At 71.8% G+C, this 24,765-nt stretch carries 23 protein-coding genes; 14 read left to right on the top strand and 9 right to left on the bottom strand.

Annotation, left to right across the window (positions count from 1 at the left end):
- Positions 1-13: 13 nt before the first annotated feature.
- The 9 genes from ACWTPI_RS07750 to ACWTPI_RS07790 all read left to right on the top strand — a co-directional run bounded on the left by ACWTPI_RS07750 (position 14) and on the right by ACWTPI_RS07790 (position 10,313).
- Positions 14-1,552 (top strand): ABC transporter substrate-binding protein, encoded by a 1,539-nt coding sequence (locus ACWTPI_RS07750; protein ID WP_454731348.1) that lies wholly within the window; start codon positions 14-16, stop codon positions 1,550-1,552.
- Positions 1,553-1,560: 8 nt separating this feature from the next.
- Positions 1,561-3,123, top strand: coding sequence for an ABC transporter substrate-binding protein (locus ACWTPI_RS07755; protein WP_454731349.1), 1,563 nt, complete (start codon positions 1,561-1,563; stop codon positions 3,121-3,123).
- 13 nt (positions 3,124-3,136) lie between these two features.
- On the top strand, positions 3,137-4,054 hold the full coding sequence (locus ACWTPI_RS07760) for an ABC transporter permease (RefSeq protein ID WP_454731350.1): 918 nt from the start codon (positions 3,137-3,139) through the stop codon (positions 4,052-4,054).
- A complete protein-coding gene (locus ACWTPI_RS07765; RefSeq protein ID WP_454731351.1) occupies positions 4,047-4,982 on the top strand; it encodes an ABC transporter permease in 936 nt (311 codons plus the stop codon). The genes ACWTPI_RS07760 and ACWTPI_RS07765 overlap by 8 nt, the downstream gene beginning before the upstream one ends.
- Positions 4,979-6,070, top strand: a complete 1,092-nt coding sequence (locus tag ACWTPI_RS07770; protein ID WP_454731352.1) for an ABC transporter ATP-binding protein — start codon at positions 4,979-4,981, stop codon at positions 6,068-6,070. The genes ACWTPI_RS07765 and ACWTPI_RS07770 overlap by 4 nt, the downstream gene beginning before the upstream one ends.
- Positions 6,067-7,032 carry an ABC transporter ATP-binding protein gene (locus tag ACWTPI_RS07775; protein WP_454731353.1) on the top strand — a complete coding sequence of 322 codons (966 nt, stop codon included), beginning with the start codon at positions 6,067-6,069 and terminating at the stop codon, positions 7,030-7,032. Before ACWTPI_RS07770 ends, ACWTPI_RS07775 begins: the two co-directional genes overlap by 4 nt.
- 220 nt (positions 7,033-7,252) lie before the next feature.
- The gene (gene groES, locus ACWTPI_RS07780; RefSeq protein WP_059413169.1) at positions 7,253-7,543 is read left to right on the top strand and encodes a co-chaperone GroES; all 291 of its coding nucleotides are present in this window, start codon (positions 7,253-7,255) and stop codon (positions 7,541-7,543) included.
- Between the two features lie 53 nt (positions 7,544-7,596).
- Positions 7,597-9,228: a chaperonin GroEL gene (gene groL / locus ACWTPI_RS07785; RefSeq protein WP_454731354.1), complete on the top strand. Its 1,632-nt coding sequence runs from the start codon at positions 7,597-7,599 to the stop codon at positions 9,226-9,228.
- 500 nt (positions 9,229-9,728) lie between these two features.
- Positions 9,729-10,313 carry a ProQ/FinO family protein gene (locus ACWTPI_RS07790; protein ID WP_454731355.1) on the top strand — a complete coding sequence of 195 codons (585 nt, stop codon included), beginning with the start codon at positions 9,729-9,731 and terminating at the stop codon, positions 10,311-10,313.
- A 95-nt stretch (positions 10,314-10,408) separates the two neighbouring features.
- Here the strand turns inward: ACWTPI_RS07790 and ACWTPI_RS07795 are convergent, their stop codons facing one another.
- Both ACWTPI_RS07795 and ACWTPI_RS07800 read right to left on the bottom strand, forming a co-directional pair.
- A complete protein-coding gene (locus ACWTPI_RS07795) occupies positions 10,409-11,902 on the bottom strand; it encodes an aldehyde dehydrogenase family protein (RefSeq protein WP_454731356.1) in 1,494 nt (497 codons plus the stop codon).
- Positions 11,903-11,939: 37 nt separating this feature from the next.
- On the bottom strand, positions 11,940-13,064 hold the full coding sequence (locus tag ACWTPI_RS07800) for an NAD(P)-dependent alcohol dehydrogenase (protein WP_454731357.1): 1,125 nt from the start codon (positions 13,062-13,064) through the stop codon (positions 11,940-11,942).
- Between the two features lie 236 nt (positions 13,065-13,300).
- On the opposite strand from ACWTPI_RS07800, the gene ACWTPI_RS07805 reads away from it, so the two are divergent.
- Positions 13,301-14,326, top strand: a complete 1,026-nt coding sequence (locus ACWTPI_RS07805; protein ID WP_454731358.1) for a helix-turn-helix domain-containing protein — start codon at positions 13,301-13,303, stop codon at positions 14,324-14,326.
- 45 nt (positions 14,327-14,371) lie between these two features.
- On the opposite strand, the gene ACWTPI_RS07810 is transcribed toward ACWTPI_RS07805, so the two are convergent.
- The 4 genes from ACWTPI_RS07810 to ACWTPI_RS07825 form a co-directional block, all read right to left on the bottom strand.
- Positions 14,372-14,947, bottom strand: coding sequence for a YcbK family protein (locus ACWTPI_RS07810; protein WP_231586549.1), 576 nt, complete (start codon positions 14,945-14,947; stop codon positions 14,372-14,374).
- A 19-nt stretch (positions 14,948-14,966) separates the two neighbouring features.
- The gene (locus ACWTPI_RS07815) at positions 14,967-16,616 is read right to left on the bottom strand and encodes a L,D-transpeptidase family protein (protein WP_454731359.1); all 1,650 of its coding nucleotides are present in this window, start codon (positions 16,614-16,616) and stop codon (positions 14,967-14,969) included.
- Positions 16,613-17,068, bottom strand: coding sequence for a universal stress protein (locus ACWTPI_RS07820; RefSeq protein WP_454731360.1), 456 nt, complete (start codon positions 17,066-17,068; stop codon positions 16,613-16,615). Before ACWTPI_RS07820 ends, ACWTPI_RS07815 begins: the two co-directional genes overlap by 4 nt.
- Positions 17,069-17,197: 129 nt before the next feature.
- Positions 17,198-18,214 carry a zinc-dependent alcohol dehydrogenase family protein gene (locus ACWTPI_RS07825; protein ID WP_082079664.1) on the bottom strand — a complete coding sequence of 339 codons (1,017 nt, stop codon included), beginning with the start codon at positions 18,212-18,214 and terminating at the stop codon, positions 17,198-17,200.
- Between the two features lie 276 nt (positions 18,215-18,490).
- Here ACWTPI_RS07825 and ACWTPI_RS07830 point away from each other — a divergent pair, with 276 nt between their 5' ends.
- Together ACWTPI_RS07830 and ACWTPI_RS07835 are read left to right on the top strand one after the other, a co-directional pair.
- Positions 18,491-18,949 (top strand): universal stress protein, encoded by a 459-nt coding sequence (locus tag ACWTPI_RS07830; protein WP_059413162.1) that lies wholly within the window; start codon positions 18,491-18,493, stop codon positions 18,947-18,949.
- Between the two features lie 52 nt (positions 18,950-19,001).
- Positions 19,002-19,547 carry a flavodoxin family protein gene (locus ACWTPI_RS07835; RefSeq protein ID WP_082079663.1) on the top strand — a complete coding sequence of 182 codons (546 nt, stop codon included), beginning with the start codon at positions 19,002-19,004 and terminating at the stop codon, positions 19,545-19,547.
- A gap of 101 nt (positions 19,548-19,648) precedes the next feature.
- Here the strand turns inward: ACWTPI_RS07835 and ACWTPI_RS07840 are convergent, their stop codons facing one another.
- From ACWTPI_RS07840 to ACWTPI_RS07850, 3 genes are all read right to left on the bottom strand, one after another.
- The gene (locus ACWTPI_RS07840) at positions 19,649-21,163 is read right to left on the bottom strand and encodes a bifunctional aminoglycoside phosphotransferase/ATP-binding protein (protein ID WP_454731361.1); all 1,515 of its coding nucleotides are present in this window, start codon (positions 21,161-21,163) and stop codon (positions 19,649-19,651) included.
- Between the two features lie 121 nt (positions 21,164-21,284).
- Complete coding sequence (fnr, locus tag ACWTPI_RS07845) at positions 21,285-22,097, bottom strand: fumarate/nitrate reduction transcriptional regulator Fnr (protein ID WP_231586548.1); 813 nt, start codon at positions 22,095-22,097, stop codon at positions 21,285-21,287.
- 82 nt (positions 22,098-22,179) lie between these two features.
- Complete coding sequence (locus ACWTPI_RS07850; protein ID WP_454731362.1) at positions 22,180-22,617, bottom strand: response regulator; 438 nt, start codon at positions 22,615-22,617, stop codon at positions 22,180-22,182.
- A 226-nt stretch (positions 22,618-22,843) separates the two neighbouring features.
- Here ACWTPI_RS07850 and ACWTPI_RS07855 point away from each other — a divergent pair, with 226 nt between their 5' ends.
- Together ACWTPI_RS07855 and ACWTPI_RS07860 are read left to right on the top strand one after the other, a co-directional pair.
- Complete coding sequence (locus tag ACWTPI_RS07855) at positions 22,844-24,007, top strand: PAS domain-containing sensor histidine kinase (protein WP_059413159.1); 1,164 nt, start codon at positions 22,844-22,846, stop codon at positions 24,005-24,007.
- Entirely contained in the window at positions 24,004-24,648 is a 645-nt protein-coding gene (locus ACWTPI_RS07860) for a response regulator (RefSeq protein ID WP_454731363.1), read from the top strand. Before ACWTPI_RS07855 ends, ACWTPI_RS07860 begins: the two co-directional genes overlap by 4 nt.
- The last annotated feature ends 117 nt before the right edge of the window (positions 24,649-24,765 follow it).

Genomic DNA, 24,765 nt, shown 5'->3' on the forward strand with positions numbered 1-24,765 from the left:
AGGGACCTGTTTCATGAAGGCTGTTTTGCGAATGACCGGCGCGGCCGCCGCCTGCCTGATGCTGTCGGCCGGCCCGGCCCACGCGGTGGGCGGCAAGCCCGCCGTCGACAGGCAGACGCTGGTGGTGGCGCTCGCCTCCGGCCCCGGCAACCTGGACCCGCAGGTCGCGCCCAGCGTGGACTCGGCCAAGTACGCCTGGAACGTGTTCGACACGCCCTACGGCTTCGACGTCAAGGGCAACCTGGAGCCGCGCCTGGCCACCGCGTACAAGATCAGCGAGGACGGACTGGTGTTTACCTTCACCATCCGCAAGGGCGTCAGGTTCCACAACGGCGACAGCCTGAGCGCGCGCGACGTGAAGTATTCGCTGGAGCGCATCCTCGACCCGGCCACCAAGAGCACGCGCCGGCCGTTCTTCGTCAACGCGGTGGAGAGCGTGCAGGCGCCCGACGACGGCACCGTGGTGATCCGCCTGCGCCGGAAGGACGGCGCCTTCCTCAACAAGGTGGCCGGCTACCTGTACGTGGTGCCCGAGGCCTACACGCGCGGCCTGGGCTCGCCCGAGGCGTTCGCGCGGCAGCCGGTCGGCACCGGCCCGTACCGCGTGGTGTCGTACCAGATCGGCCAGTCGCTGGAGCTGCAGCGCTTCGCGCAGTTCTGGGGCGAGGCACCCAAGGTCAGCCGCATCGTCTACCGCTTCGTGCCCGAGGCCAGCAGCCGCGTCAACGCGCTGCTGGCCGGCGAGATCGACCTCGCCACCGACATCGCGCCGACCGAGGTGGAGCGCCTGCAGGCCAACCCGGGCCTGCGCAGCCTGTCCGTGCCGGGCGGCAGCCCGGTGTTCGTGCGCGTGTACGCCAACGATCCGAAGACGCCGCTGTCCAAGCCGCAGGTGCGGCTGGCGCTGAACTACGCCATCGACAAGGACGCGCTGATCAAGAACGTGTTCCGCGGGCGCGCCGCGCCGCTGCGCTCGCACATCCCGGACAGCTACCCGACCGATCCCAACAAGGGCCTCAAGCCGTTCGCCTACGACCCGGCGCTGGCGCGCAGGTTGCTGGCCGAGGCGGGTTATCCGCAGGGCTTTTCCACCAGCCTGATGTGCACCACGCCGACCTTCGAGCGGGCCTTCTGCGAGGCCATCGCCGCCTACTGGGCGCAGGTCGGCGTGAAGGCGCAGATCCGGCTGATCGAGTCCACCGCGTCCAACCGCCTCAACAACACGCACCAGAGCGGCCCGCTGTTCCTGTCGCACTTCGGCAATGCCATCTACGACCCCATCCACGTGGTGGGCGGCTCGATCGCGAGGGACGGCACCTGGGCCGACTACGACAACCCGGCCGTGCAGGCGCTGGTCGACGAGGTGGAGGGCGTCAACGATCCGGCGCGCCGCACCGAGATCTTCAACCGCCTGCTCAAGCTCGCGCGCGACGACGGCCAGGCCGTGCTGATCGCCGAGCCGCAACTCAACTACGTGGCCGACTCTGCCTTGCAGTGGTCGCCGCAGGTCGCCGGCTGGAGCTTCAACTTCCGGCAGGTGACGTGGAAATGAAATCCGCCATGACCCAAGACACTCGCAACATCCGCCGCCGCAAGGCGGCCCTGGCCGCCAGCGTGGCCGCCGCGCTGGCGTGGGGCTTCGCCACGCCCGCATCGGCCATCAACGGCAAGCCCGCCGTCGACCGGCAGACCGTGGTGGTGGCCATCACGGCGCTGCCGGCCAACCTCGACCCGCTGATCCCGCCCAGCATCGAGTCGGCCAAGTACGCGTGGAACGCCTTCGATTCGCTGTACGGCTTCGACCGCCAGGGCAACCTGGAGCCGCGCCTGGCCACCGGCTACGAGATCAGCGCCGACGGCCTGGTGTGGACCTTCCGCCTGCGCACCGGCGTGAAGTTCCACAACGGCGACGCGTTTACCGCCGACGACGTGAAGTTCTCGATGGACCGCGTGCTGCAGCCCGAGAGCAAGAGCACGCGCCGGCCGTTCTTCGCGCCGGTGGTGGAATCCACCACGGTCAAGGACGCGCACACCGTGGTGTTCCGGCTCAAGAAAAAGGATGGCGCCTTCCTCAACAAGCTGGCCGGCTATCTCTACGTGGTGCCGCGCAAGTACGTGCAGGGCCTGCCGAACGCCGAGGCCTTCGGCCAGGCGCCGGTGGGCACCGGGCCGTGGAAGATCGTGCAGAACCAGGTCGGGCGCGAGTTGGTGTTCGAGCGCTTCGACGGCTTCTGGGGCAAGAAGCCCGGCGTGGCGCGGCTGGTCTACAAGGTCATCTCCGAGCCCAGCAGCCGCGCCAGCGCGCTGCTGGCCGGCGAGATCGACCTGGCCACCGAGGTCGCGCCCACCGACCTGGAGCGCCTCGCGGCCAACAAGGGCCTGGCGGCCGAGGTGGTGGACGGCGGCAGCCCGCTGCACATCCGCATCTACGCCAGCGACCCGGCCTCGCCGCTGTCGAAGCGCGAGGTGCGGCTGGCGCTGAACTACGCCGTCGACAAGAAGGCCCTGATCGCCAGCGTGCTGCGCGGGCAGGCGGCCGAGCTCAACGCGCTGATTCCGTCGAGCTACCCGTATGGCAGCAACCCGGCGCTCAAGCCGTTCGAGTTCGACGCCGCCCGCGCCCGCCAGCTGCTGGCGCAGGCCGGCTACGCCAAGGGCTTCGACACCAGCCTGACCTGCCCGAGCAACCAGCCGCGCGCGATCTGCGAGACGCTGGCCGCCTATTGGGGCCAGGTCGGCGTGCGCACGCAGATCAAGGTGATCGACTCGATCGCCTACAACCGGCTCAACAACACGCACCAGAGCGGGCCGCTGGTGGTGATGGGCTTCGGCAACGCCATCTACGACCCGATCCACGTGATCGGCGGCGCCGCCATCAAGGACGGCACGTGGTCGGACTACACCAACCCGGAAGTGGAGAAGCTGGTGGCGCAGGTGGACGGCGAGTCCGAGCGCGCCCGGCGCGACGCGATCTTCCGGCAGGTGCTGCAGATCGCGCGCGACGACGGGCAGGCCGTGCTGCTGGCCGAGCCCAAGGTGCTCTACGTGCAGGACCCGCAGCTCGGCTGGAAGCCGCAGGTCGCGGGCTGGAGCCTGAACTTCCGCGAGGTGGCCTGGAAATAGGCCGGGAGTTGCGATGCTGAACTACCTTCTCAGGCGCATCGGCCAGTCAGCGCTGACGGTCTTCCTGGTCATCGCCGTGATCTTCACGGTGGTGCGCGCCATCGGCGACCCGACCCACCTGATGCTGCCGCCGGAAGCCACCGAGGCCGACCGCCAGGTGCTGCGCGAGCAGATGGGGCTGGACCGCCCGCTGCCGGTGCAGTTCGCCAGCTTCGTGGCGGACCTGGCGCACGGCGATTTCGGTACCTCGTACCGCTTCTCGCGCCCGGCGCTGGGCGTGGTGGCGCAGGCGCTGCTGCCCACGCTGCTGCTGGCGGTGGCGGCGCTGGCCGTGGCGGTGCTGATCGGCCTGCCGCTGGGGGTGGCGTCGGCGCTGTGGCCGGACGGCGTGGCGGACCAGTGCGCGCGCATCTTCACCGTGCTCGGGCAGGCGGCGCCGCCGTTCTTCTTCAGCCTGGTGTTCGTCAAGGTGTTCTCGCTGCAGTTCGGCTGGTTCCCGACCGGCGGCTACGGCACCGTCTCGCACCTGGTCCTGCCGATGCTGGCGCTGGGCTGGTACGCGGCGGCCGGCGTGGCGCGGCTGACGCTGTCGAGCATGACCACGGTGCTGCATTCGGAGTACGTGAAGTTCGCCCGCATCAAGGGCGTGCCCGAGCACGTGATCGTGCTGCGCCACGCGCTGCGCAACGCCATCCTGCCGGTGATCACCTTCGTCTCGCTGCAGTTCGGCGTGCTGCTCGGCGGCGCCGTCTCCGTGGAGGTGGTGTTCGCCTGGCCCGGCGTGGGGCAGCTGCTGCTCGATTCCATCAACAATCTCGACTACACGGTCGTGCAGGCCGCCGTGACGGTGGCCGCGCTGGTGTTCGCCGCGGTCAACCTCGCGGTGGACCTGCTCTACGCCGTGATCGATCCCCGCATCCGCTATGCCTGATACCGTCCGCGCCGCCATGCGGCCTGTCATTGGCCAGACCGCCGGAAAAACCGTCCGCGAAATACCGGCCGAGCCCGCGCTGCCCGCCGCCGCGCAGGCGCGCTCCCGCCGGCGGCTGGCGCGCGCGCAGCGCTGGGCCGCGCTCGCCGTGGTGCTGGCGGTGTGCGCCTGCGCCGTGCTGGCCGAGTGGCTGTCGCCGTTCGACCCGGTGGCCATCGCGCTTGCCGACACCTTCCAGCCGCCATCGCTGGCGCACTGGATGGGCACCGACCAGCTCGGCCGCGACATCCTCTCGCGCGTGATCCACGGTGCGCGCGTGTCGCTGGCGATCGCGCTGATCGTGGTCACGCTGGCGGGCGTGCTCGGCACGCTGCTCGGCGTGGTCGCCGGCTACCTGGGCGGCGTGGCCGATGCCTTCATCATGCGTCTGACCGACATGCAGCTGGCGTTCCCGGCGGTGATCCTGGCGCTGGTGCTGGCCGGCGTGATCGGCGTCAACATGAGCAACCTGGTGGTGGTGCTGACGCTGGCCAACTGGGCGCGCTTCGCCCGCATCACGCGCGGCGAGGTGCTGTCGCTGAAGTCGCGCGAGTACGTGCTGCTGGCGCGGCTGGCCGGCGCCGGCCCGGCGTGGGTGATGCTGCGGCACATCGTGCCCGGCATCGCCGGCATCTTCGTGGTGCTGGCCACGCTGGACATCGGCAGCGTGATCATTCTCGAGGCTACCATGAGCTTCCTGGGGCTGGGCGTGCAGCCGCCCGCGGCCTCGTGGGGCTCGATGATCGCCGAAGGCCGCGGCCAGCTGAGCACCGCGTGGTGGGTCTGCGTGATGCCGGGCGCGGTGCTGATCGTCACCGTGCTGGCCGTCAATCTGCTGGGGGATGCGCTGCGCGGCAAGCTCAACCCCGTCATTCCGCAGACCTGGTGAACGGGGAACGCATGGACATCCTGCTCGAAGCGCGTGGCCTGGCCACGCAACTGATTACCCGCAACGGCACCATCACCGCGGTCGACCAGGTCAGCCTGGCGGTGCGCAAGGGCAGGGTGCTGGCGCTGGTGGGCGAGTCCGGCTCGGGCAAGAGCATGACCTGCGCCTCCATGCTCGGCCTGCTGCCGGCCAACGGCAAGGTGGTCGGCGGCGAGGTGCTGTTCAAGGGCCGCGACCTGCTGCGCCTGCCCGCGCGCGAATTGCGCAAGGTGCGCGGCCGGCAGATGGGCATGGTGCTGCAGGATGCCATGACCTCGCTCAACCCGCTGCTGACCATCGGCGAGCAGGTCGGCGAGGTGTTCCGCTGGCACCACGGCGTCACCGACCGCCGCGAGCTGCGCCGCCTGAGCATCCAGGCGCTGGAGGCGGTGCGGATTCCCGCCGCCGCCGAGCGGCTCGACAGCTACCCGTTCCAGTTCAGCGGCGGCATGCGCCAGCGCGTGTCCATCGCCATCAACATCGCCTGCTCGCCGGACCTGCTGATCTGCGACGAGCCCACCACGGCGCTCGACGTGACCGTGCAGATGCAGATCCTGGGCCTGCTCAAGGAACTGCAGGCCACGCGCGACATGACCATCGTGTTCATCACGCACGACCTGCAGCTGGCCGCGCAGTTCTGCGACGACGTGGCCATCATGTACGCGGGCCGCATCGTCGAGCAGGGTCCCATCGCCGAGGTGTTCGCGCATCCCGTGCATCCGTACACCGAAGGCCTGCTGCGCGCGATCCCGTCGCTGTCCGACTGCGACGCGCCGCTGCGGACCATCCCGGGCACGCCGCCGCTGCCGCGCGACTGGGCCCCCGGCTGCCGCTTCGCGGCGCGCTGCCCCGAGGCCGCGGCGCGCTGCCACGCCGCCTACCCGAACTGGTTCGAGTGGGGTGGCGACGATGATGACGGTGGCGACGGCGGCGGCCGGCGCCGCGTGGCCTGCTGGCACACCGCGCAGCGCGTGGAGGCCGCCCGCGCGGGCGCCGATGGCGTGGTGCAGCCCGTTTCCGTTCCTCCAGCCAGGCAGAAGGTCGCATGAGCGCAGCCACCGCATTCATCCGCGCGGAAGACCTGCGCAAGCAGTACCAGGTACGCAAGGGCCTGTTCGGCAAGGGCAAGACCCTGCATGCCGTGGCCGGCGTCGATTTCGAGGTGGCCGCCGGCAGCACCTTCGGGCTGGTGGGCGAGTCCGGCTCGGGCAAGAGCACGCTGGCGCGCCTGCTGCTGGCGGCCGAGCCGCCCAGCGGCGGCCGGCTGCACGTGGACGGCAAGCCGCTGTCCACGCGCACGGCGCGCGAGCGCAAGGCCTTCCACCGGCTGGTGCAGCCGGTGCTGCAGGACCCCTATGCATCGCTCAACCCGCTGATGCGGATCGGCGACATCGTGTCCGAGCCCATGCGCATCCACGGCCTGGCGAAGGGGTCGGCGCTGGCCGCGCGCGTGGCCGCGCTGCTGCAGTCCGTCGGCCTGGCGCCGACGCTGGCGCAGCGCTTTCCCAACGAGCTCAGCGGCGGCCAGCGCCAGCGCGTGGCGATCGCGCGGGCGCTGGGCCTGGCGCCGCGCGCGCTGGTGCTGGACGAGCCGGTGTCGGCGCTCGACGTCTCCATCCAGGCGCAGATCCTCAACCTGCTCAAGGACATCCAGCAACAGCAGGGGCTGACCTATGTGCTGATCTCGCACGACCTCGCCGTGGTGGCCTACATGAGCAGCCGGATCGGCGTGCTGTACCTGGGCGAGTTCGTGGAGCTGGGCAGCCGCGACGACATCATCCGCCGTCCCCGGCATCCCTATACGCGGGCGCTGATGGCGTCCAGCGAAAGCCGCGTGGAAAGTGGCGCACAGAGCGGCGCGGTGGCGGAAATCCCGTCGCCGATCGCGCTGCCGCAAGGCTGCCGTTTCCAGGCGCGCTGCCCGCATGCCGCGCCGCGCTGCCGCGAGCAGCAGCCGGCGCTGCGGCCGGCCGGCGCCGCGCACCGCGTGGCCTGCCATTTCGATCTCTGAGCGCGGGCGCGCTTCCTTGCGCTCCCTTGGCGCCTCCTTGGCGCCCCTGATAAGGAAATGCGAAACAAGCAGTTGGAGGGCGCGGGGGCGCGTTTCTATACTTGGCACTCGCCGGTGCCGAGTGCTGATCGACCGTGCCGACGCGCGCTGAAACGCGCTGAATCGCATCGACGGCGCAGCGCCGCCCCGGCCCGAATCCCTTTCCCATCCAGGAGCCAGCATGAGCCTTCGTCCCCTGCATGACCGCGTTCTCGTCAAGCGGTCCGACAACGAAACCCGCACCGCGTCCGGCATCGTGATTCCCGACAGCGCCGCCGAGAAGCCCGACCAGGGCGAAGTGATCGCGGTCGGCCCGGGCCGCCGCAACGAAGCCGGCGAGCGCATCGCGCCCGACCTGCGCGTGGGCGACCGCGTGCTGTTCGGCAAGTACGCCGGGCAGGGCGTCAAGGTGGACGGCGAGGAACTGCTGGTGCTGCGCGAGGAAGACATCGTCGCCGTGGTCGAGCGCTGACGCGCCGCCGCACCGTAACCCGACCAACAGACAACGACACAGGAACAACAGCAATGGCAGCGAAAGACGTAGTGTTCAGCGACGTGGCGCGCGCGAAGGTGGTGGAAGGCGTCAACATCCTCGCCAACGCGGTCAAGGTCACGCTCGGCCCCAAGGGCCGCAACGTGGTGCTGGAGCGCAGCTTCGGCAGCCCCACCGTGACCAAGGACGGCGTGTCCGTGGCCAAGGAGATCGAGCTGCAGGACAAGCTGCAGAACGTCGGCGCGCAACTGGTCAAGGAAGTGGCCTCGCGCACCAGCGACAACGCCGGCGACGGCACCACCACCGCCACCGTGCTGGCCCAGGCCATCGTGCGCGAGGGCGTCAAGTACGTGGCGGCGGGCCTGAACCCGCAGGACCTGAAGCGCGGCATCGACAAGGCGGTGGCGGTGGCCATCGAGGAGCTGCGCCGCATCAGCAAGCCGACCACCACCAGCCGCGAGATCGCGCAGGTGGGCACCATCTCGGCCAACGGCGAGAGCGCCATCGGCGAGCGCATCGCCGAGGCCATCGACCGCGTCGGCAAGGAAGGCGTGATTACCGTGGAAGACGGCAAGTCGCTCGGCGACGAGCTCGAAGTGGTGGAAGGCATGCAGTTCGACCGCGGCTACCTGTCGCCGTACTTCATCAACAACCCCGACAAGCAGGTGGTGGTGCTGGAGCAGCCGTTCCTGCTGCTGGTGGACAAGAAGATCTCCAGCATCCGCGACCTGCTGCCGGTGCTGGAGCAGGTGGCCAAGGCTGGCCGCCCGCTGCTGATCATCGCCGAGGACGTCGACGGCGAGGCGCTGGCCACGCTGGTGGTCAACAACATCCGCGGCATCCTGAAGGCCGCCGCCGTCAAGGCGCCGGGCTTCGGCGACCGCCGCAAGGCGCTGCTGGAGGACATCGCCATCCTCACCCGCGGCCAGGTGGTGGCAGAGGAAGTCGGCCTGTCGCTGGAGAAGGCCACGCTGGAAGAACTGGGCCAGGCCGCGCGCGTGGAGATCGGCAAGGAAAACACCACCATCATCGACGGCGCCGGCGACGCCGCGCAGATCCAGGCGCGCGTCAAGCGCATCCGCACCCAGATCGACGAAGCCACCTCCGACTACGACCGCGAGAAGCTGCAGGAGCGCGTGGCCAAGCTGGCCGGCGGCGTGGCCGTGCTCAAGGTCGGCGGCGCCACCGAGGTCGAGGTCAAGGAAAAGAAGGCCCGCGTCGAAGACGCGCTGCACGCCACCCGCGCCGCGGTGGAAGAAGGCATCGTGGCCGGCGGCGGCGTGGCGCTGATCCGCGCGCGCCAGGCCGTCAAGGGCGTGACCGGCGCCAACCCGGACCAGCAGGCCGGCATCAAGATCGTGCTGCGCGCGCTGGAAGAGCCGCTGCGCCAGATCGTCACCAACGCCGGCGAGGAAGCCAGCGTGATCGTGGCGCGCGTGGAGGAGGGCTCGGGCAACTTCGGCTACAACGCGGCCACCGGCGAATACGGCGACCTCGTGGAAGGCGGCGTGGTCGATCCGACCAAGGTCACGCGCACCGCGCTGCAGAACGCCGCCTCGGTGGCCGGCCTGATCCTGACCACGGACGCGGCGGTGATCGAACTGCCCAAGGCCGACGCCGCCCCCGCGCTGCCGGGCGGCGCGCCGGGCGGGCTGGATTTCTGAGCCTGACGGCCGGTTGATGGCCGTGGCGGGCGACGTGGCCTGCCGGCGGAAATCAGCCTGATGTGTGTTGTCGCCTCGCTCCCGCGTGCGGGAGCGGGGCAGGGGGAGAGGGGCGGCGCCGCCACGAAGCGACGGTGGCCGCCTGTGCCGCGCGCGGGCGCTGGCCCTTTCCCCCGGCCCCTCTCACACGGTGCGGGAGAGGGGAGCAAACCTTCTCCTTCGCTCGAATTCTCGCGCAAATGCCGGCCCGAACCGGCGCCGGAGGGCATCGGCAATTGGCATGTTCCGCGCCGCCCGACTACCCTTCACCCATCCCCGAAGCAACATGATTCAAGCCGGCAGCCGCCAGGATTGCTAGACTGTGGGGTTGCCGCTGCCCCGGTCCGGCCCCGATGGCCTGGATGGCGGGTCTTTCCGCCATCTTCCGGGCCAGCGCCGGGGAGATGGCTGGCGGGATGGTTGCCACCCGGCACGAATAACTTTCTTGAAGCGGATGCACTATGGGTTTTGAACAACTTGCCGCGTTGAAGCAGCAACTGGCGGCGCAGGCTAAAGAGGCCCGGCAGGGCAAAGAGGCCAGGGCGGACAAGGCGGACAAGCGGAAGGCCTTGCCCCGGCGGCCGGAGAAGAAGGAGCCGGTCGACCCGGTGGTCGAATCGATCTGGCGCCTGCAAAGGCACTTCCCGCGGGCGTTTCCCAAGAATCCCGCGCCCAAGCTGCCGCTCAAGCAGGGCATTCTCGACGATGCCGCGTTGCAGCTCGACACGCTGGGCCTGACCCGCGAGCAGTTGCAGCAGGCGATTGCCGCGTGGTGCCAGGGCAGCCGCTACTGGGCGTGCCTGGTGGAGGGCGCGGCGCGTGTCGACCTGCAGGGCAACCCGGTCGGCAGCGTGAGCGCGGACCAGGCCGCGCGGGCGCGGCGCCAGGGGGCGCGGCGCGCGCCCGGGCGCGGCGGCCGCAAGGGCGGTGGCAAGGACAGCGGCAAGGATGGCGGCAAGGAAGTCGCCGCCGCCGCGGTCGCGCCGGCGCCCGCGCAGAACGACAACGCGGCGGCGGAGACGCCGCCGCCCGCCGACGGCGCCTGAGCGCGGCGCGGGCGTGCAGCCGCGCGGGCCTTTGCGGGCCCGCGCTGTTCATGCGCGGTCCATGCGCGGCTCCCGCCTGACGCATCGCGCCTGACTCACACCTGCCCCGGCGGCACGAACTGCGGCGCCGACACCCTGTTCTGCACGGTGATCGACTTGACGTGCGAGTACAGGTTCAGCGTCTCGCGGCAATGCTCGCGGCCGATCCCGCTTTCCTTCACGCCGCCGAAGGGCGAGCCGCTGTTGAGGTTGAAATAGTGGTTGATCCACACCGAGCCGGCTTCGAGCGCGTCGGCGGTGCGCATGGCGTTCTCGAGGCCGGCGGTGTAGATGCCGGCAGCCAGTCCGTAGCGCACGTCGTTGGCTTCGCGCAGCATCGCGTCGTGGTCGCGCCAGCGGATCACGCTGAGGACCGGCCCGAAAATCTCTTCCTGGGCGATGCGCATGTCGTTGCGCGCCTCGAATATGGTCGGCCGGACGAAGCAGCCGGCCTCGCACCCGGGCACCCGCACGCGTTCGCCGCCGGCCAGCAGCCGCGCGCCTTCGGCCTTGCCCAGGCCGATGTAGTCCAGCACCCGCGCTCCCTGCCGTTCCGAGACCAGGCAGCTTAGCCGCGTGTCCGCCGCCAGCGGGTCGCCGACCCGGATGCGCGCGGCCGCGCCGGCCAGCGCTTCGGTGAAGGGTTGGTAGATGTCGTCGTGAACGAACAGCCGCGTGCCGGCCAGGCAGGACTGCCCGTTGCAGTACATGGCGGCGAACAGCGCGTTGTCGACCACCGCGCCGATGTCCTCGATGTCGGGGAACACGATGTTCGGGCTCTTGCCGCCGAGTTCCAGCGAGACCGGCACCAGCCGCTCCGCGCCGGCATGGCCGATGACGCGCCCGACCTCGGCGCTGCCGGTGAAGGCCAGCTTGGCGACGCCGGGGTGGCGCGTCAGCGCGGCGCCGGCTTCCTCGCCGAAGCCGGGAACCACGTTGACCACGCCGGGCGGGAAGATGCGCGCGGCGATCGCGGCGAATTCCAGCGTGGAGAGCGAGGCGTTCTCGTCCGGCTTGAGCACGATGGTGTTGCCGGCGGCGAGCGCCGGCGCCACCTTGAGCGCCACCATGATGGCGGGCACGTTCCACGGAATGATCTGGCCGACCACGCCGATGGGCTCGCGCTTGGCGATCAGGTAGCCGTCGGGGATCGGCCGGCCGTGGCCTTCGTGGGTGAGGATGGCGCCGGCGAAATAGCGGTACTGGGCCACGGCGATCTGGTAGTCGATCAGCGTCTCGGCGAGGCGGCGGCCGATGTCCTGCGCGTCGATGCGCGCCAGGCGCGGTGCCTGCGCCTCGAGCGCGTCGGCCAGGCGGTTGAGCAGCGCCGAGCGCGTTTCGTAGGTGGTGGCCTTCCAGGCCGGCAGCGCGTGGCGCGCGGCCGCGACGGCGGCGTCGATCTCGGTGGCGCCGCAGCGCGCGATGTCGGCCAGGTGCGCGCCGGTGGCGGCATTGGTGGCGGCGAAGGTGGCCGTGATGGCGCCGGCCTCGGCCGCGAACGGGCGGCCGCCGATGTGGGCGTGATAGGTGTTCATGGTGTCGGAGTGCAATCTGATCTCGGTCTGAGTCCGGTCGGGACGGGAGGGGTCAGCGGCCGATGCGCAGGACCGGCTTCAGCGTCAGGCCCTTCTCGCTGTCCGCGGCGGCCTGGTTGATCTGCTCGAACGGGTAGAACTTCACCAGCTTGTCGAACGGGAAGCGGCCCTGCAGGTAGAGCTTCACGAGGTCGGGAATGAACCGCTGCGGCACGCTGTCGCCTTCGCAGATGCCCTGGATGCGCTTGCCGGCGATCAGCAGGTCGTTGACGTCGAAGTCCGCCGCGGTGCCCAGCGGCGAGGCGCCCACCACGCCGAGCGTGCCGAGGCGGCCCAGCGCGGCCACGCCCTGGCGCAGCACTTCCGGGCGGCCGGTGGATTCCAGCGCGTAGTCGGCGCCGCCGCCGGTGGCTTGCCGCACGGCTTCGGCGAGGTCGCCCGCGCGGCTGTCGACGGTGTGGGTGGCGCCCAGCGCGCGGGCCAGCGCCAGCCGGGCGGGCACCACGTCGACGGCGACGATGGTGGCGGCGCCCGCGGCGCGCGCCGCCAGCACGGCCGAGAGCCCGACCGCGCCGGCGCCGAGCGCGGCGAAGCTGCTGCCGGGGCGCACCGCGAGCGCGTTGATGACGGCGCCGGCGCCGGTCTGGATGCCGCAGCCGAGCGGCCCCAGCAGTTCCAGCGGCGCTTCCCGCGGCACCTTGATGGCGCTGCCTTCGCGGCTCAGGGCGTAGGTGGCGAACGACGACTGGGAGAAGAAGTGGTCGTGGACGGGCTGGCCGTGCGCGTCTTCGATGGCGCAGTCGCCGTGCGGGCCGGCGCCGCCGAAGTTGCGCGCGTAGAACGCATCGCAATAGGCCGCGTGGCCGCCGCCGCAGGACGGGCAATGCCCGCAGGCGCCATAGGTCAGCACCACGTGGTCGCCGATGGCGAGGCGCTCGACCTGCGGCCCCACGGCGGCGACCACGCCCGCGCCTTCGTGGCCGAGCACGGCCGGCAGCGGCACCGGGTAGAACTGGTCGCGCACGATCATGTCGGTGTGGCACATGCCGGTGGCGACGATGCGCACCAGCACTTCGTTGCCGCGCGGCGCGCGCAGGCGGACCGGTTCCAGCACGAAGGGGGCGCCTCGGGCGCGGGTGACGGCGGCGGTGGCTTCGTAGAAAGCGGGGGTGCTCATGATGTCTCCTGGTGGCGGCGGTGCGATACTGCGGCCATTGGCCCCGGCTCCGGCCCTGGGCTGGCTGGCCGGCGCGGCCGCGGCGCACCGCGTGGGCAGATCATCGGCGCGGGGCGGGCCGCGGCGCTATCGATCCGGCGCCACGGCTATCGGCGCAGCGCCGTTACTGTGGCGCGGCACCCTTGCCTGAGGGTTATCCCGCGGGCATGGCGCGCGATCGAGGAAGAAGACATCGGATGGAACCCGCTACCGTACCCGGCACCGCCTTCGACGCGGCGGCCTCCGCGCCGGACTGGCATGCCGCCGAGATGCCCGAGTCGGCCAGGCTGTTCGAGTCCGGCGATCTCGGCCTGGCGCGCGACGAGATCGGGCGGGTCTACTGCCCGTACCACTACCGCGCCGGCGGCGCCAGCCGGCATCCCGCCAGCATGCACAACCTGCCGGGCGCGCAGGTCGGGCTGTCGCGCTTTGCCTATGGCAGGGAGATCGCGATCGAGCCGGAGGTGTTCCCCGATTTCGCGCTGGTCCTGGCCACCGTCGCGGGGCACGCGGACATCGAGGCCGGCGGGTTTCGCCACAGTGGCGCGGCGGGCGTGGTGGTGGTGCCGCCCGGGGTCGCTTCGCGCTACCGGTACAGCGCGGACAACGTGCAGCTGGTCGCGCGCATCGACATCGGGCGCGTGGCCGCGGTCGGCCGGGCGCTGTCCGGCCGCGGCGGCGCGCGGTTCGCCCTGCGCCCGCAGGCGCTGGTGCGGCGCGCGCAGGTGGCGCGCTGGCTGGCGCTGCTGCAGGGGCTCAAGCAGGCGCTGCACCCGGACGCGCCGCCGCTGCTGCGGGCCATGCTGCTGCCGCGGGCGGAGGAGCTGCTGATCCTGGACCTGCTGTTCGAGCAGGACGCGCTGCGCGGCACGGAAGCATCGCCCGCGGGCGGCGTCAGCCCGGCCTGCCTGCGCCGCGCGGTCGCGTTCATCGAGGCGCACGCGGACCAGCCGCTGACCTTGCTGGCGGTGGCCGGCGCGGCGCAGTGCAGCGTGCGCACCTTGCAGCGGGTCTTCCATGACTGGCGCGGCATCGGCGTGATGCAGTTCCTGAAGGCGGTGCGATTGCAGCGCGTCAGGCGCGCCCTGCTCGACGCGGATGGCGGCGAGACCGTGACCGGGGCCGCGCTGCGCTGGGGCTTTGCGCACCTGGGGCAGTTCGCCGTGGACTACCGCAAGGCGTTCGGCGAGAAGCCGTCCGAGACGCTGCGGCGGCGCGGCTGAGGCCGCCCGCCGTTATCCCGCCCGGAATGCCTATCCTTCGGGCCGCTACCAGTCGCGCACGCGCCCGGTGTCGGCATGCACGAACTGCTCGTGCGGATAGAAGCCCACGCCGCCGCCGCGCAGGGACAGCGCCGCGTCGCGCAGGTCGGCCAGCGGCACGCCGGCCAGGCGGATGTCGATGGCCTTGCCGTCCATGTGCAGGCTGTGGCTGGCCACGCCGCCGCCGCGCGTCTTGCGCAGCCGCGCGTTGGTGGCCGGGCTGCGGTAGCCGGAGATCACCTGGAACGGGCTGTCGCTGTCGAGCGTGCGGCGCAGGCGGTAGAGCAGCGTGAACAGCTGCGGGTCGATGACGCCGGCCTGTCCGCTGTAGTGGTCGCGCAGGAAGTGGTTGAGCGCGGCCAGCGACTCGGGCACGAACTGGTCGCCCACGGCGAACACCAGCGCGATGCGCTCGCCGGTGTGGGTGTGGTCGAACGACAGGCTGCGCGCGTCAGGCAAGGCCGCCAGCGAGGCGAAGGCGGGGCGGGCCGCCAGCGGCAGCGCGGCGCCGGCCAGCGCCAGTTGCGCCGAGCGCGACAGGAAGGCGCGGCGGGGGAAGGGCTTGGGCATCGGCTTGGGCATCGGGTGTTTCCTCCTGGCGTCAGGGCGCGGCCTGGGCGGGCGCGCCGGCAGCGCTGCCCGCGCGCCGGCTGGCCGAATGTTGCCGCAGGGCCCGGTCCAGCAGGCCGTCGAGCCCGTAGATGTCGTTGAAGAAATATACACGCCCGTCGGCCTTGACGATGGCGGTGCCGTAGGCGAGCACCACGGGCAGCGGTTCCTGCAGCCGCAGCGTGCTCGACTGGCCCTTGTCCATCGCCTGGCGGATGCGCGCCTCGTTCCAGCCGGGCATGTCGCGCAGGACGAAGCCGGCCAGCGCCACCGGGTCTTCCACGCGGATGCAGCCGTGGCTGAAGTCGCGGCGGTCGCGCGTGAACAGTTGCGGCGCCGGCGTGTGGTGCAGGTAGATGTTGTCGTTGTTGGGGAAGATGAACTTGATGTCGCCGAGCGCGTTGAGCGGCCCGGGGCGCTGCCGTATGCGCATCTGCCCGCGCTGCACGGCGTCGAGGTTCGCCGCCGACAGCACCGCCGAGACCTTGCCGTCGCCGCCGACGAACTCCAGCCCCTGCCGCGTGAAATAGGCGGGGTCGCGGCGCAGCCGGGGCAGGGTTTCCGCGCGCGCGATGGACGGCGGGATGTTCCAGTAGGGGCTGAACTCGATGAAGCGCATGTCCTCCTTGAACAGCGGCGTGCGCGTGTCGAGCGCCTTGCCGACGATGACCTTCATCTCGGCCCTGACCCGCACGCCGCCGTCCTCCACTTCGTAGGCGCGCAGCACGAACTCCGGCACGTTGACCACGATCATGCGCGGGCCGTCCAGCAGCGGCGTCCAGCGCAGGCGCTCCAGCGTGAGCTCGATCTGGCGCACGCGGCCGGCCGGCGGCGTGTTCATCTGCGCGAACGTCCCCGCGCCGATCACGCCGTCCGGGTCCAGTCCGTGGCGCGCCTGGAAGGCCTTGACGCCGTCCACCAGCGCGCCTTCGTAGCGCGCGGGCGGCGCCGCGCCCGCGGGCTGGCCGGCGGGCAGGTCGCCCAGCGCGGCCAGGCGCTGCGCCAGCGCCGGCGCGCCGGCGTAGGGCGCGCCCGGCGCCAGCTTGCGCGCCGGCAGCGGCGGCAGCGGCGCCTGCCAGGCGGGGCTGGCGGCCAGCGCGCGGTAGCGGGCCAGCGCGTCGCGCAGGGCGCCGTAGAGCGGGAACGAGGGCGCCGCCTGCCGCACCGCCTCGGGCAGGCGGTGCGCGGCGACGGCGGCGCGCAGGTAGGCGGCGGCGTCGAAGCGGGCGTCGGCCGCGCCGGAGAAATTCTCGTGGATCTGGCGCGGGTCGATGCGGCCGCCGTGCAGGTCGGCCAGGTAGCGCTCCATCGCCGCCGTCAGCGCCCGGTCGAGGCCGGCCGCGGCGTCCGGCGCCAGCGGCGGCCCGTCCTGCGCCTGCGCGAGGGCGCGGCGCAGCGCGGCGGCGCCGTAGTCGTCCGGCTCGAGCCCGTCGGCGGCGGCATCGGCAAGGCTGTCGACGGCCTGCTGCGCCTCGGCCACGGGGCGGCCCTGGGCGAACCACAGCCCGGCCTCGGCGGCCAGCGCGCCGGCATGCCAGGCCGCCAGCGCGGCGGCCAGCAGGGCAGCGACCAGCGGCGCCTTCAGGATCGCGGCGGCGCCGGCGTGGCCGCGTGGCGGGGCAGTGCGGTGCGCTGCCCTCATTCCTTGATTTCGCTGCGGATCAGCAGCACGGGCTTGCTGCTTTCGCGCACCACGCCTTCGGCCACGCTGCCCATGACCATGCGCTTGACGCCGCGGCGGCCGTGCGTGCCCATCACGATCAGGTCGGCGCCCCAGCTATTGGCCTCGCCGACGATGGTCTCGGCGATCAGGCCGGGCGAGACCGGGTTCTCGATCAGCTTGGTGGCGTGGCACACGCCGGCTTCCGTCATGCGCCGGGCGGCCGCGGCCAGCGTTTCCTCGCCCATCGTGCGGATGCTGTCCATCAGCCAGGACGGGTAGGTGGTGCCGGCGAAGTAGAACACGTCGGCGTCGTCGGCCACGAACAGCGCCTTGATTTCGCCGCCGGTCGCCTTGGCGAAGAGGATGGCCTGGCTCACCGCCAGGTCCGAGGAGCGGCTGCCGTCCACCGCGAGCAAGATCTTGTCGTACATGATGATGTTTCTCCTGGCTGAGCAGCCGCTGTGTTCGTCAGTATTCGCCGTGTGACAAGGGCAGCCTCCCCGCGGGGGGCGCCGTTGCCTGGAGAATAAGGGCCGGCGCCGTCCGGGTGTTGACGCACATCAAGCGCCCGCCGCGTCCGCGCCGATGCGCAGCACCGCGGCGCCGCTGAGGGTGCCCGCGCGCAGGTCGGCCAGCGCGGCGTTGGCCTGCTCCAGCGCATAGACCTTGATGGTAGTGCGCAGCGGCGTGTCCTGCGCGATCCGCATCAGGGCCTCGCCGTCCTCGCGCGTGAGGTTGGCCACCGAGACCAGGGACCGTTCCTCCCACAGCAGCCGGTACGCGAAGGCCGGGATGTCGCTCATGTGGATGCCGCCGCAGACCACCGTGCCGCCCTTGTCGACCGCCTGCAGCGCCAGCGGCACCAGCGCGCCGACCGGCGCGAAGATCAGCGCGGCGTCGAGCAGGCGCGGCGGCGGCTGGTCGCTGGGGCCGGTCCAGCAGGCGCCGGTGGCGCGCGCGAGCCGGCTGGCGGCGTCGTCGCCGGGGCGCGTGAAGGCGTAGATCTCGCGCTGCTGCGCCACCGCGATCTGCGTCACCAGGTGGGCTGCCGCGCCGAAGCCGTAGATGCCGATGCGCCGGGCCGCGCCGGCCATGCGCAGCGTGCGGTAGCCGATCAGGCCCGCGCACAGCAGCGGCGCGGCGTGCTCGTCGTCGTAGCGGTCCGGGATGCGGAAGCAATAGCGGCTGTCGGCCACCACGTACTCGGCGTAGCCGCCGTCGCGCGTGTAGCCGGTGAACTGCGGCGCGTCGCACAGGTTCTCGCGGTGCGCCGCGCAGAACGGGCAGTGCCCGCAGGTCCGGCCCAGCCAGGGCACGCCCACGCGGTCGCCCGCGGCGAAGCCGGTGACGCCCGCGCCGCAGGACTCGACCCGGCCGACGATCTCGTGGCCCGGAATCAGCGCGGGCTTGGGCTGCGCCAGCTCGCCGTCGAGGATGTGCAGGTCGGTGCGGCAGACGCCGCAGGCGGTCACGGCGATCCGCACTTCGCCCGGCCCGGGCACCGGCACCGGCACGCGCGCCGCGCGCAGGACCGGGCCGCCGCCGTCGAACACCATCGCTCGCATCCACTGCTGCATCTCCGCCTCCTTGCCGGCCGCCGGCCGGATTATCCTGTTTCCATGCTAGGCCACGCCGCGCGCGGCCGCTTGCGCCGCATCAAGGTGGCGCGTGGTGGCGCATGGTGGCGGGGCAGCCCCCGGAGCGCGCCGGCAAAGCTGCGAAATGCATGATCCACATCAACATGGCCGGCGCCGGCGCGGACAAACTGGAACCATCGGGACCAGGGCTGCCGCAGGGGTGGCCATGTTCCCCCCTTTGATGACCGCGGAGCGACCGCGGCGGGAGAGAAGACGATGTACAGCAAGATCCTGGTTGCCGTGGACGGCAGCGAATCCTCCATGCAGGCGCTGGACGAGGCGCTGCGCGTGGCCGGCGCGACCGGCGCCGAACTGGTGGTGGTGCATGTGATCGACAACAGCTACCTGCGCTACGAGGTCGGTTATGTCGACCTGACGGACCTGCGCTCCAGCCTGGTCGAGGGCGGGCAGCAACTGCTCGACGAGGCCAAGGCCCTCGCCGCGGCGGCAAAGGTCAAGTGCTCGACCATCATGATCGACGAGCCGCTCGCGATCGGCGACGTCTCCAGCGCGATCGAGCAGGCGGCGGAGCAGGCCGGCGCCGAGCTGCTGGTGGTGGGCACGCACGGCCGCCGCGGCGTCAAGCGGCTGCTGATGGGCAGCGTGGCCGAGGGCCTGGTGCGGCAGAGCCACCTGCCGGTGCTGCTGGTGCACGCGCCGAAGCCGGCGCAATAGGCAACCACGAAGCCAACCACGCAGCCAACCACGCCAAGATGGCCGGGGAGACATGATGAACGACAACGAGCAAGGCATCCAGATCGTCTATTACTCGCGCACCGGCACCGCGCGCCAGGTCGCCGAAGACCTGGCGGCGCTGACCGGCTGGCCGCTCGCGGAAGTCAGCGACGTGGCCACCCGCGCCGGGCTGGCGGGCGACCTGCGCTGCGTGATCGACAACCTGCTGCTGCGCCGCGTGGCCTATCGCTACGGCGGGCCGGCGCCGGCCGACTGCCGGCGGCTGGTGATCGTCGCGCCGGTCTGGATCGGCAAGCTGGCCGCGCCGATGCGCAGCTTCCTGCGCGAGCGGGCGCCGCTGGGCTGCGATACCTCGGTGATCTGCGTGATGTCGCGGCAGGGCGCGTTCAACGCCGCGGAGGAGATCGCCCGCCTGGGCAGGACGCCGCCGTCGCCGGTGCTGGCGCTGCGCCAGAGCGACGTGGTCAGCGGCACGGTGCAGCAGCCCCTGCGCACCTTCGCCGACCAGGTCGAGGCCGCGGGCAGGCAGGGCGGCGGCGCGCAGCGCCCCGCGTGGATCTCGCCCAAGGAAGCCTGAGCCAGCGCAGCCAGGCCCGCGCGCGGCGGGCCTGGTTCAATTTCCACCCTTCAATTTCCATCCATCTCTGGATCTGGAGGTATCGGCGTGCCGCCGGCGTGTCAGGCCAGCGTCCCGGCGCCGATCCGCACCACGTGGCGCCATTCGTCGCTGCCGAGCGGCTCCTGCGTGCGCCGCTGTCCTTCCAGCACCTGCAGCGTGGCGTCGGACGGATCGCCGCCCTGCCGCGTCCGCGCCGCGATGCGCTCGCGCAGGACGGCCACGTCGGCATCGCAGTCGACGATGGAGAAGGGCACGCCGCGCCGCGCCGCCAGCGCGGCGAACTGCTGCCGCTGGCCGCGCGCGAGGAAGGTCGCGTCGGCGATCATGGGAAAGCCGGCGCCGCTGCCCAGGCGGCAGATCGCCAGCATGCGCCGGTAGACGCGCGCGGTGCGCCCGGGCGCGTAAAGCTCGCCGCCGGGCGCGCCGGCGCGGCGCGCGGCGCGCTTGCGCTCGGCGTCGGAGCGCACCCGCACCATCGCCCCGGCCAGCGCCAGGCGCCGGGAGACCGTGCTTTTGCCGCTGCCGGACAGCCCGTGCATGATGGTGATGGCGCCCGGGCGGCGCGTCAGCGTGGAGGCGGCCAGCCCCAGCAGGTCCTTGCACAGCAGCCGCGTCCTGGCGGTCTCCTCGGCGCTGATGGCGCCGGCCGCGCCGCGCTGCCGCGCGCGCTCGAGCAGCACGCGCGCGCGCACCACGGCGCGCATGGCGGTGTAGAACGGCAGCACGGCCAGCGCGGCGTAGTCGCCGCTGCATTCCAGGTAGGTGTTGAGCAGCCGGTAGGCCAGGTCCTGCCGGCCGTGGTGCTGCAGGTCCATGAACAGGAAGGCGATGTCGCTGGCGGTGTCGATCCAGCGCAGCCCGGCGTCGAATTCCAGGCAGTCGAACGGCGTCGGCACCTCGTCGATCAGCGCGACGTTGCCCAGATGCAGGTCGCCGTGGCATTCCCTGACGTGGCCGCTGGCCAGCCGCTTGCCGAAGGCGGCCCGCAGCGCCGCCGCCCGCTCGCGCAGCAGCGCCGCCACCCGCGCCGTCATGGCGTCTTCCGGCGCGAGCGCGGCCAGCCCGGCCAGCGCCTGTTCCATCACCGCGCCGATCTGCGCCGGGGTGCCGTGGCCGCCGCCGGGGGCCGCCGCCGGGGCGGCGCGGTGGAAGGCGGAGAGCTGGCGGCCCAGCGTCTCGACCTGCGGGCCGCTCAGCTGGTCGGCCTCGGCCATCGTGGCCAGCAGGTCGCGCTGGCGGAAGCGGCGCATCTTGACCGCGTATTCCAGCGCCGGGCCGTCGCCGCCGACCGTGACCTCGCGCGGCCCGGGGCCGGCGGCGATCGGCACGACGCCGAGGTACAGCGGCGCGGCCAGCCGCCGGTTGAGCCGCAGCTCGGTTTCGCAATCGGCGCGGCGCGCCGCCAGGCTGCGGAAATCGACGAAGTCCAGGCATACCGGCTTGCGCACCTTGTAGGCGAAGGCACCGGCCAGGAAGACTTGCGAGATGTGGGTTTCGATCAGCGTGACCTTGTCCACGGGGTGGGGGTAGGCCGCGGGCCGCATCAGCGCCCGCGCGAGTCCCTCGGATTCCATGCTCGGCTCTCCCGGGTGGCGCCCGCCGGTGCCGGCGGGCCGAGTCTCCATGCTAGGCGGGTGGCCGGGCGCCGGCTTGACGGGGGTCAAGAGGGGGGCGGGGCCGCCGCCGGGCGGGATGCTAGATGCGGTCCAGCGCGTCGAGGTCCAGCAGGCTGATGCGCTTGCCGTGCACGCTGATCAGGCCGTCGCGCTGGAAGCGCGACAGGGTCCGGCTGACGGTTTCCAGCTTCATGCCGAGGTAGCTGCCGATTTCCTCGCGGGTCATGCGCAGCGCGAGTTCGCGCGGCGAGTAGCCGCGCGCCTTCTGGCGCGCCGAGATATTGAGCAGGAACGCCGCCACGCGCTGCTCGGCGCACAGGCTGGCCAGCAGCAGCATGACGCCGGATTCGCGCACGATCTCGCTGCTCAGCATGCGGTGCACCTGCTGCTGGAGCGAGCGCATTTCGCGGCACAGCGCTTCGAGCAGGTGGAACGGGATCACGCAGACCGCGCTGTCCTCGAGCGCGATGGCGTCGCAGGCGTGCTGCTCGGTGCAGATGCCGTCCAGCCCGAGCGTCTCGCCGGTGAGGAAAAAGCCGCTGACCTGCTCGCAGCCGTTGGCGTGGGCCACCACGGTCTTGAACGAACCCGAGCGCAGCGCGTAGATGCTCTGGAAGGCATCGCCGGCGCGGTAGAGGGCCTCGCCGCGCCTGACCATGCGCCAGTTGTGGATCACGGTGTCGAGCCGCATGCGCTCGGCGTCGTTCAGCTTGCTGCCCAGGCAGATGGTGCGCATCGCGCAGTTGGAGCAGCTTGCCTTGTGGCTGGCGCCCGCGCACGGGGCCGGCGCCGCCGGCGCCTGCGGTTCCTGCCGCAGCAGTCGCAGGACCTGGGGGGCGTGGATGGCAGCGCTGGCTGCCGGCGGTGCTTCCTGTTGCAGGTGGTGTGACATGGTGGCCTCGTTCATCCCTTCGGCATGCCGGCTGGCGTGCCGCGATTCAACTGCGCTGTTTCCCGGTGCTGCCGTCGGTACGTCAATGCGTCGATACGTCAATTTGCGGCGCTGCCTGCTGCGCGGCGGTCTTCCTGGCGGCGAGCTGCAGCAGCGCGCCGCGCAGCGCATCCAGTTCCATCGTCTTGTCGAAGAAATACGACGCGCCGGCCTGCAGGTAGGCATCGCGCATCGGCTGGATCGAACAGTTGCTCAGGACGATGATGGTGGCCGACCGGCGCATGCGCGCCAGGTCCTGCAGCGCGCGCATGCCGGCTTCGCGGCGCAGCGGCAGCGCCAGGATCACCACGTCGGGCAGCAGGATCAGGGCCGCCAGCATGGCCGCGCGCGGCTCCCGCGACGAGGCCACCAGCTCCACTTCCTTCATCGCGCGCAGCATCCGCGTCAGGCGCGCGCTGATCATGGGCGCATGCTCGAGCACGAGGACGGTCAGCGGTTGGGTGCAGGGCAACGAATTCATGGGTTGCAGTATCGTCGCCGGCAGGGCCGGCCGAAAGCAGCGACGGCTGAAGATGGCGTCCGGGAAAGGAAGGTCCGTGTCAGGTTTTCCTGACAAAGACGGCCGGCAAACGCGAGAAGGGTGCCCGCCGCGGGCCACGAATGCGTATCATGCAGATCGGCTACCTTTCGTCTCCGCCGGCCGACCTGCCGGCGGAGCACGCTTCGCCCCAAAGACGGCTACCGATATGGCTCCCGAACCAACCGACCTACCGCAACCCGGCGCGCAGGACCTGGCGCGCACCCAGGCCAGCGAGGCCCGTCTCGCCGGCATCATCCGCTCCTCGATGGAGGCCATCATCACGGTGGACGAGGCGCAGCAGGTGGTGCTGTTCAACCCGATGGCCGAGCGGCTGTTCGGCTACACCGCGGCGCAGGCGCTCGGCAGGCCGCTCGGGGACTTCATCCCGGCCCGCTTCCGTGAGGCGCATGGAGCACATGTGCGCCGCTTCGGCGTGACCGGCGTGAGCGAGCGGCAGATGGGCCTGCAGCGCGTGCTGCACGCGCTGCGCCGGGACGGCACCGAATTCCCGATCGAGGCGTCGATCTCGCAGACCCAGGACGGCCACGGCAAGCTGTTTACCGTGATCCTGCGCGACACCACCGAGCGCGTGCGGGCCGAAGCCGCCATGCGCCAGTCGCGCGAGGAGCTCCAGCAGCTTTCCGACCGGGTCCAGGCCTCGCGCGAGGAGGAGCGCCGCCGCATCGCGCGCGAGCTGCACGACGACCTCGGCCAGCGCCTGAGCGCGCTCAAGATGGACCTGGCGATCCTGGCCGGGGACCTGCGCGAGGCCGGCGCCGCGCAGGGCCTGCTGGACCAGGCCGCGGCCATGAACCTGGTGATCGACGAGACCGTGGCCTCGGTGCGGCGCATCGCCGCCGACCTGCGCCCGGCGCTGCTCGACGAGCTCGGCCTGATGCCGGCCATCGAATGGCTGGCCAAGGAGTTCTCCGCGCGCTACGGCATCGCCGTGGCGGTGCACGCGGCCGAGGAGGAGGACGTGGGCGAGCGCGCCGCCACGGCGGTGTTCCGCATCGTGCAGGAGGCGCTCAGCAACGTGGTCCAGCACGCCGAGGCCAGCCGGGTGGACATCGGGCTGGTGCGCCACCCGGCGCATTACGAGCTGACGGTGCGCGACAACGGCCGCGGCAGCGCGGCCGGCGCCGGCCGGCCGGCGCGCGGCCGGCGCATCTCGCTGGGGCTGGTCGGCATCCGCGAGCGCGCGCGCCTGCTGGCCGGCACGGTCTCGACCACGCAGGCCGACGGCGCCGGGTTCTGCCTGACGGTCTGCTTCCCGCTGCCCGGCGCCGAAGCGGACGCCGACAAGACCAGCCCGGAGGCCCTGTCATGATTTCCGTGATGATCGCCGACGACCACGCCGTGGTGCGGGATGGCCTGCGCCACATCCTCGGCAGGTCGGGCGGCTTCGAAGTGGTGGGCGAGGCGGTCGACGGCACCCAGGTGCTGCAGATGGCGCGCGAGTGCCAGCCGCGCGTGATCCTGCTGGACCTGTCCATGCCCGGGCGCAGCGGCCTGGAGCTGATCAAGCAGTTGCGCGCCGAGCAGCCGGCGCTGCGCATCCTGGTGCTGACCATGCACGCCGAGGAGCAGTACGTGGTGCGCGCGTTCCGCGCCGGCGCGGCCGGCTACCTGACCAAGGAGAGCGCGGCGACCGAGCTGGTCAGCGCCATCGGCAAGGTGGCCGGCGGCGGCACCTACGTGAGCCCGGCGATGGCGGAGAAGCTCGCCAACAGCCTGCAGGACGAGCACCGCGACGAGCCGCACCTGCGCCTGTCGGACCGCGAGATGGAGGTCTACCGGCGGCTCGTGCTCGGCGAGCCGCTCACCGAGATCGCCGCCGGCCTGTGCGTCAGCGCCAAGACCGTGAGCACCTACAAGATGCGGCTGATGGAGAAGATGCAGCTGCCCAGCGAGGCCGCGCTGGTGCGCTATGCGATCCGCCACCGGCTGTTCGGCGAAGGCGAGCTCTGAGGCGCCGCGTCCGCGCCGCCGCGGCGTGGCGCCGGCCTTGATCTGGAACAAGGCCGTTTTGCCCCCCTGTGCCACCATGAAACGCAGGCCCGGCCCGGGCCGTTCACCTCATGGAGG

It is taken from the genome of Cupriavidus ulmosensis, assembly GCF_977008105.1.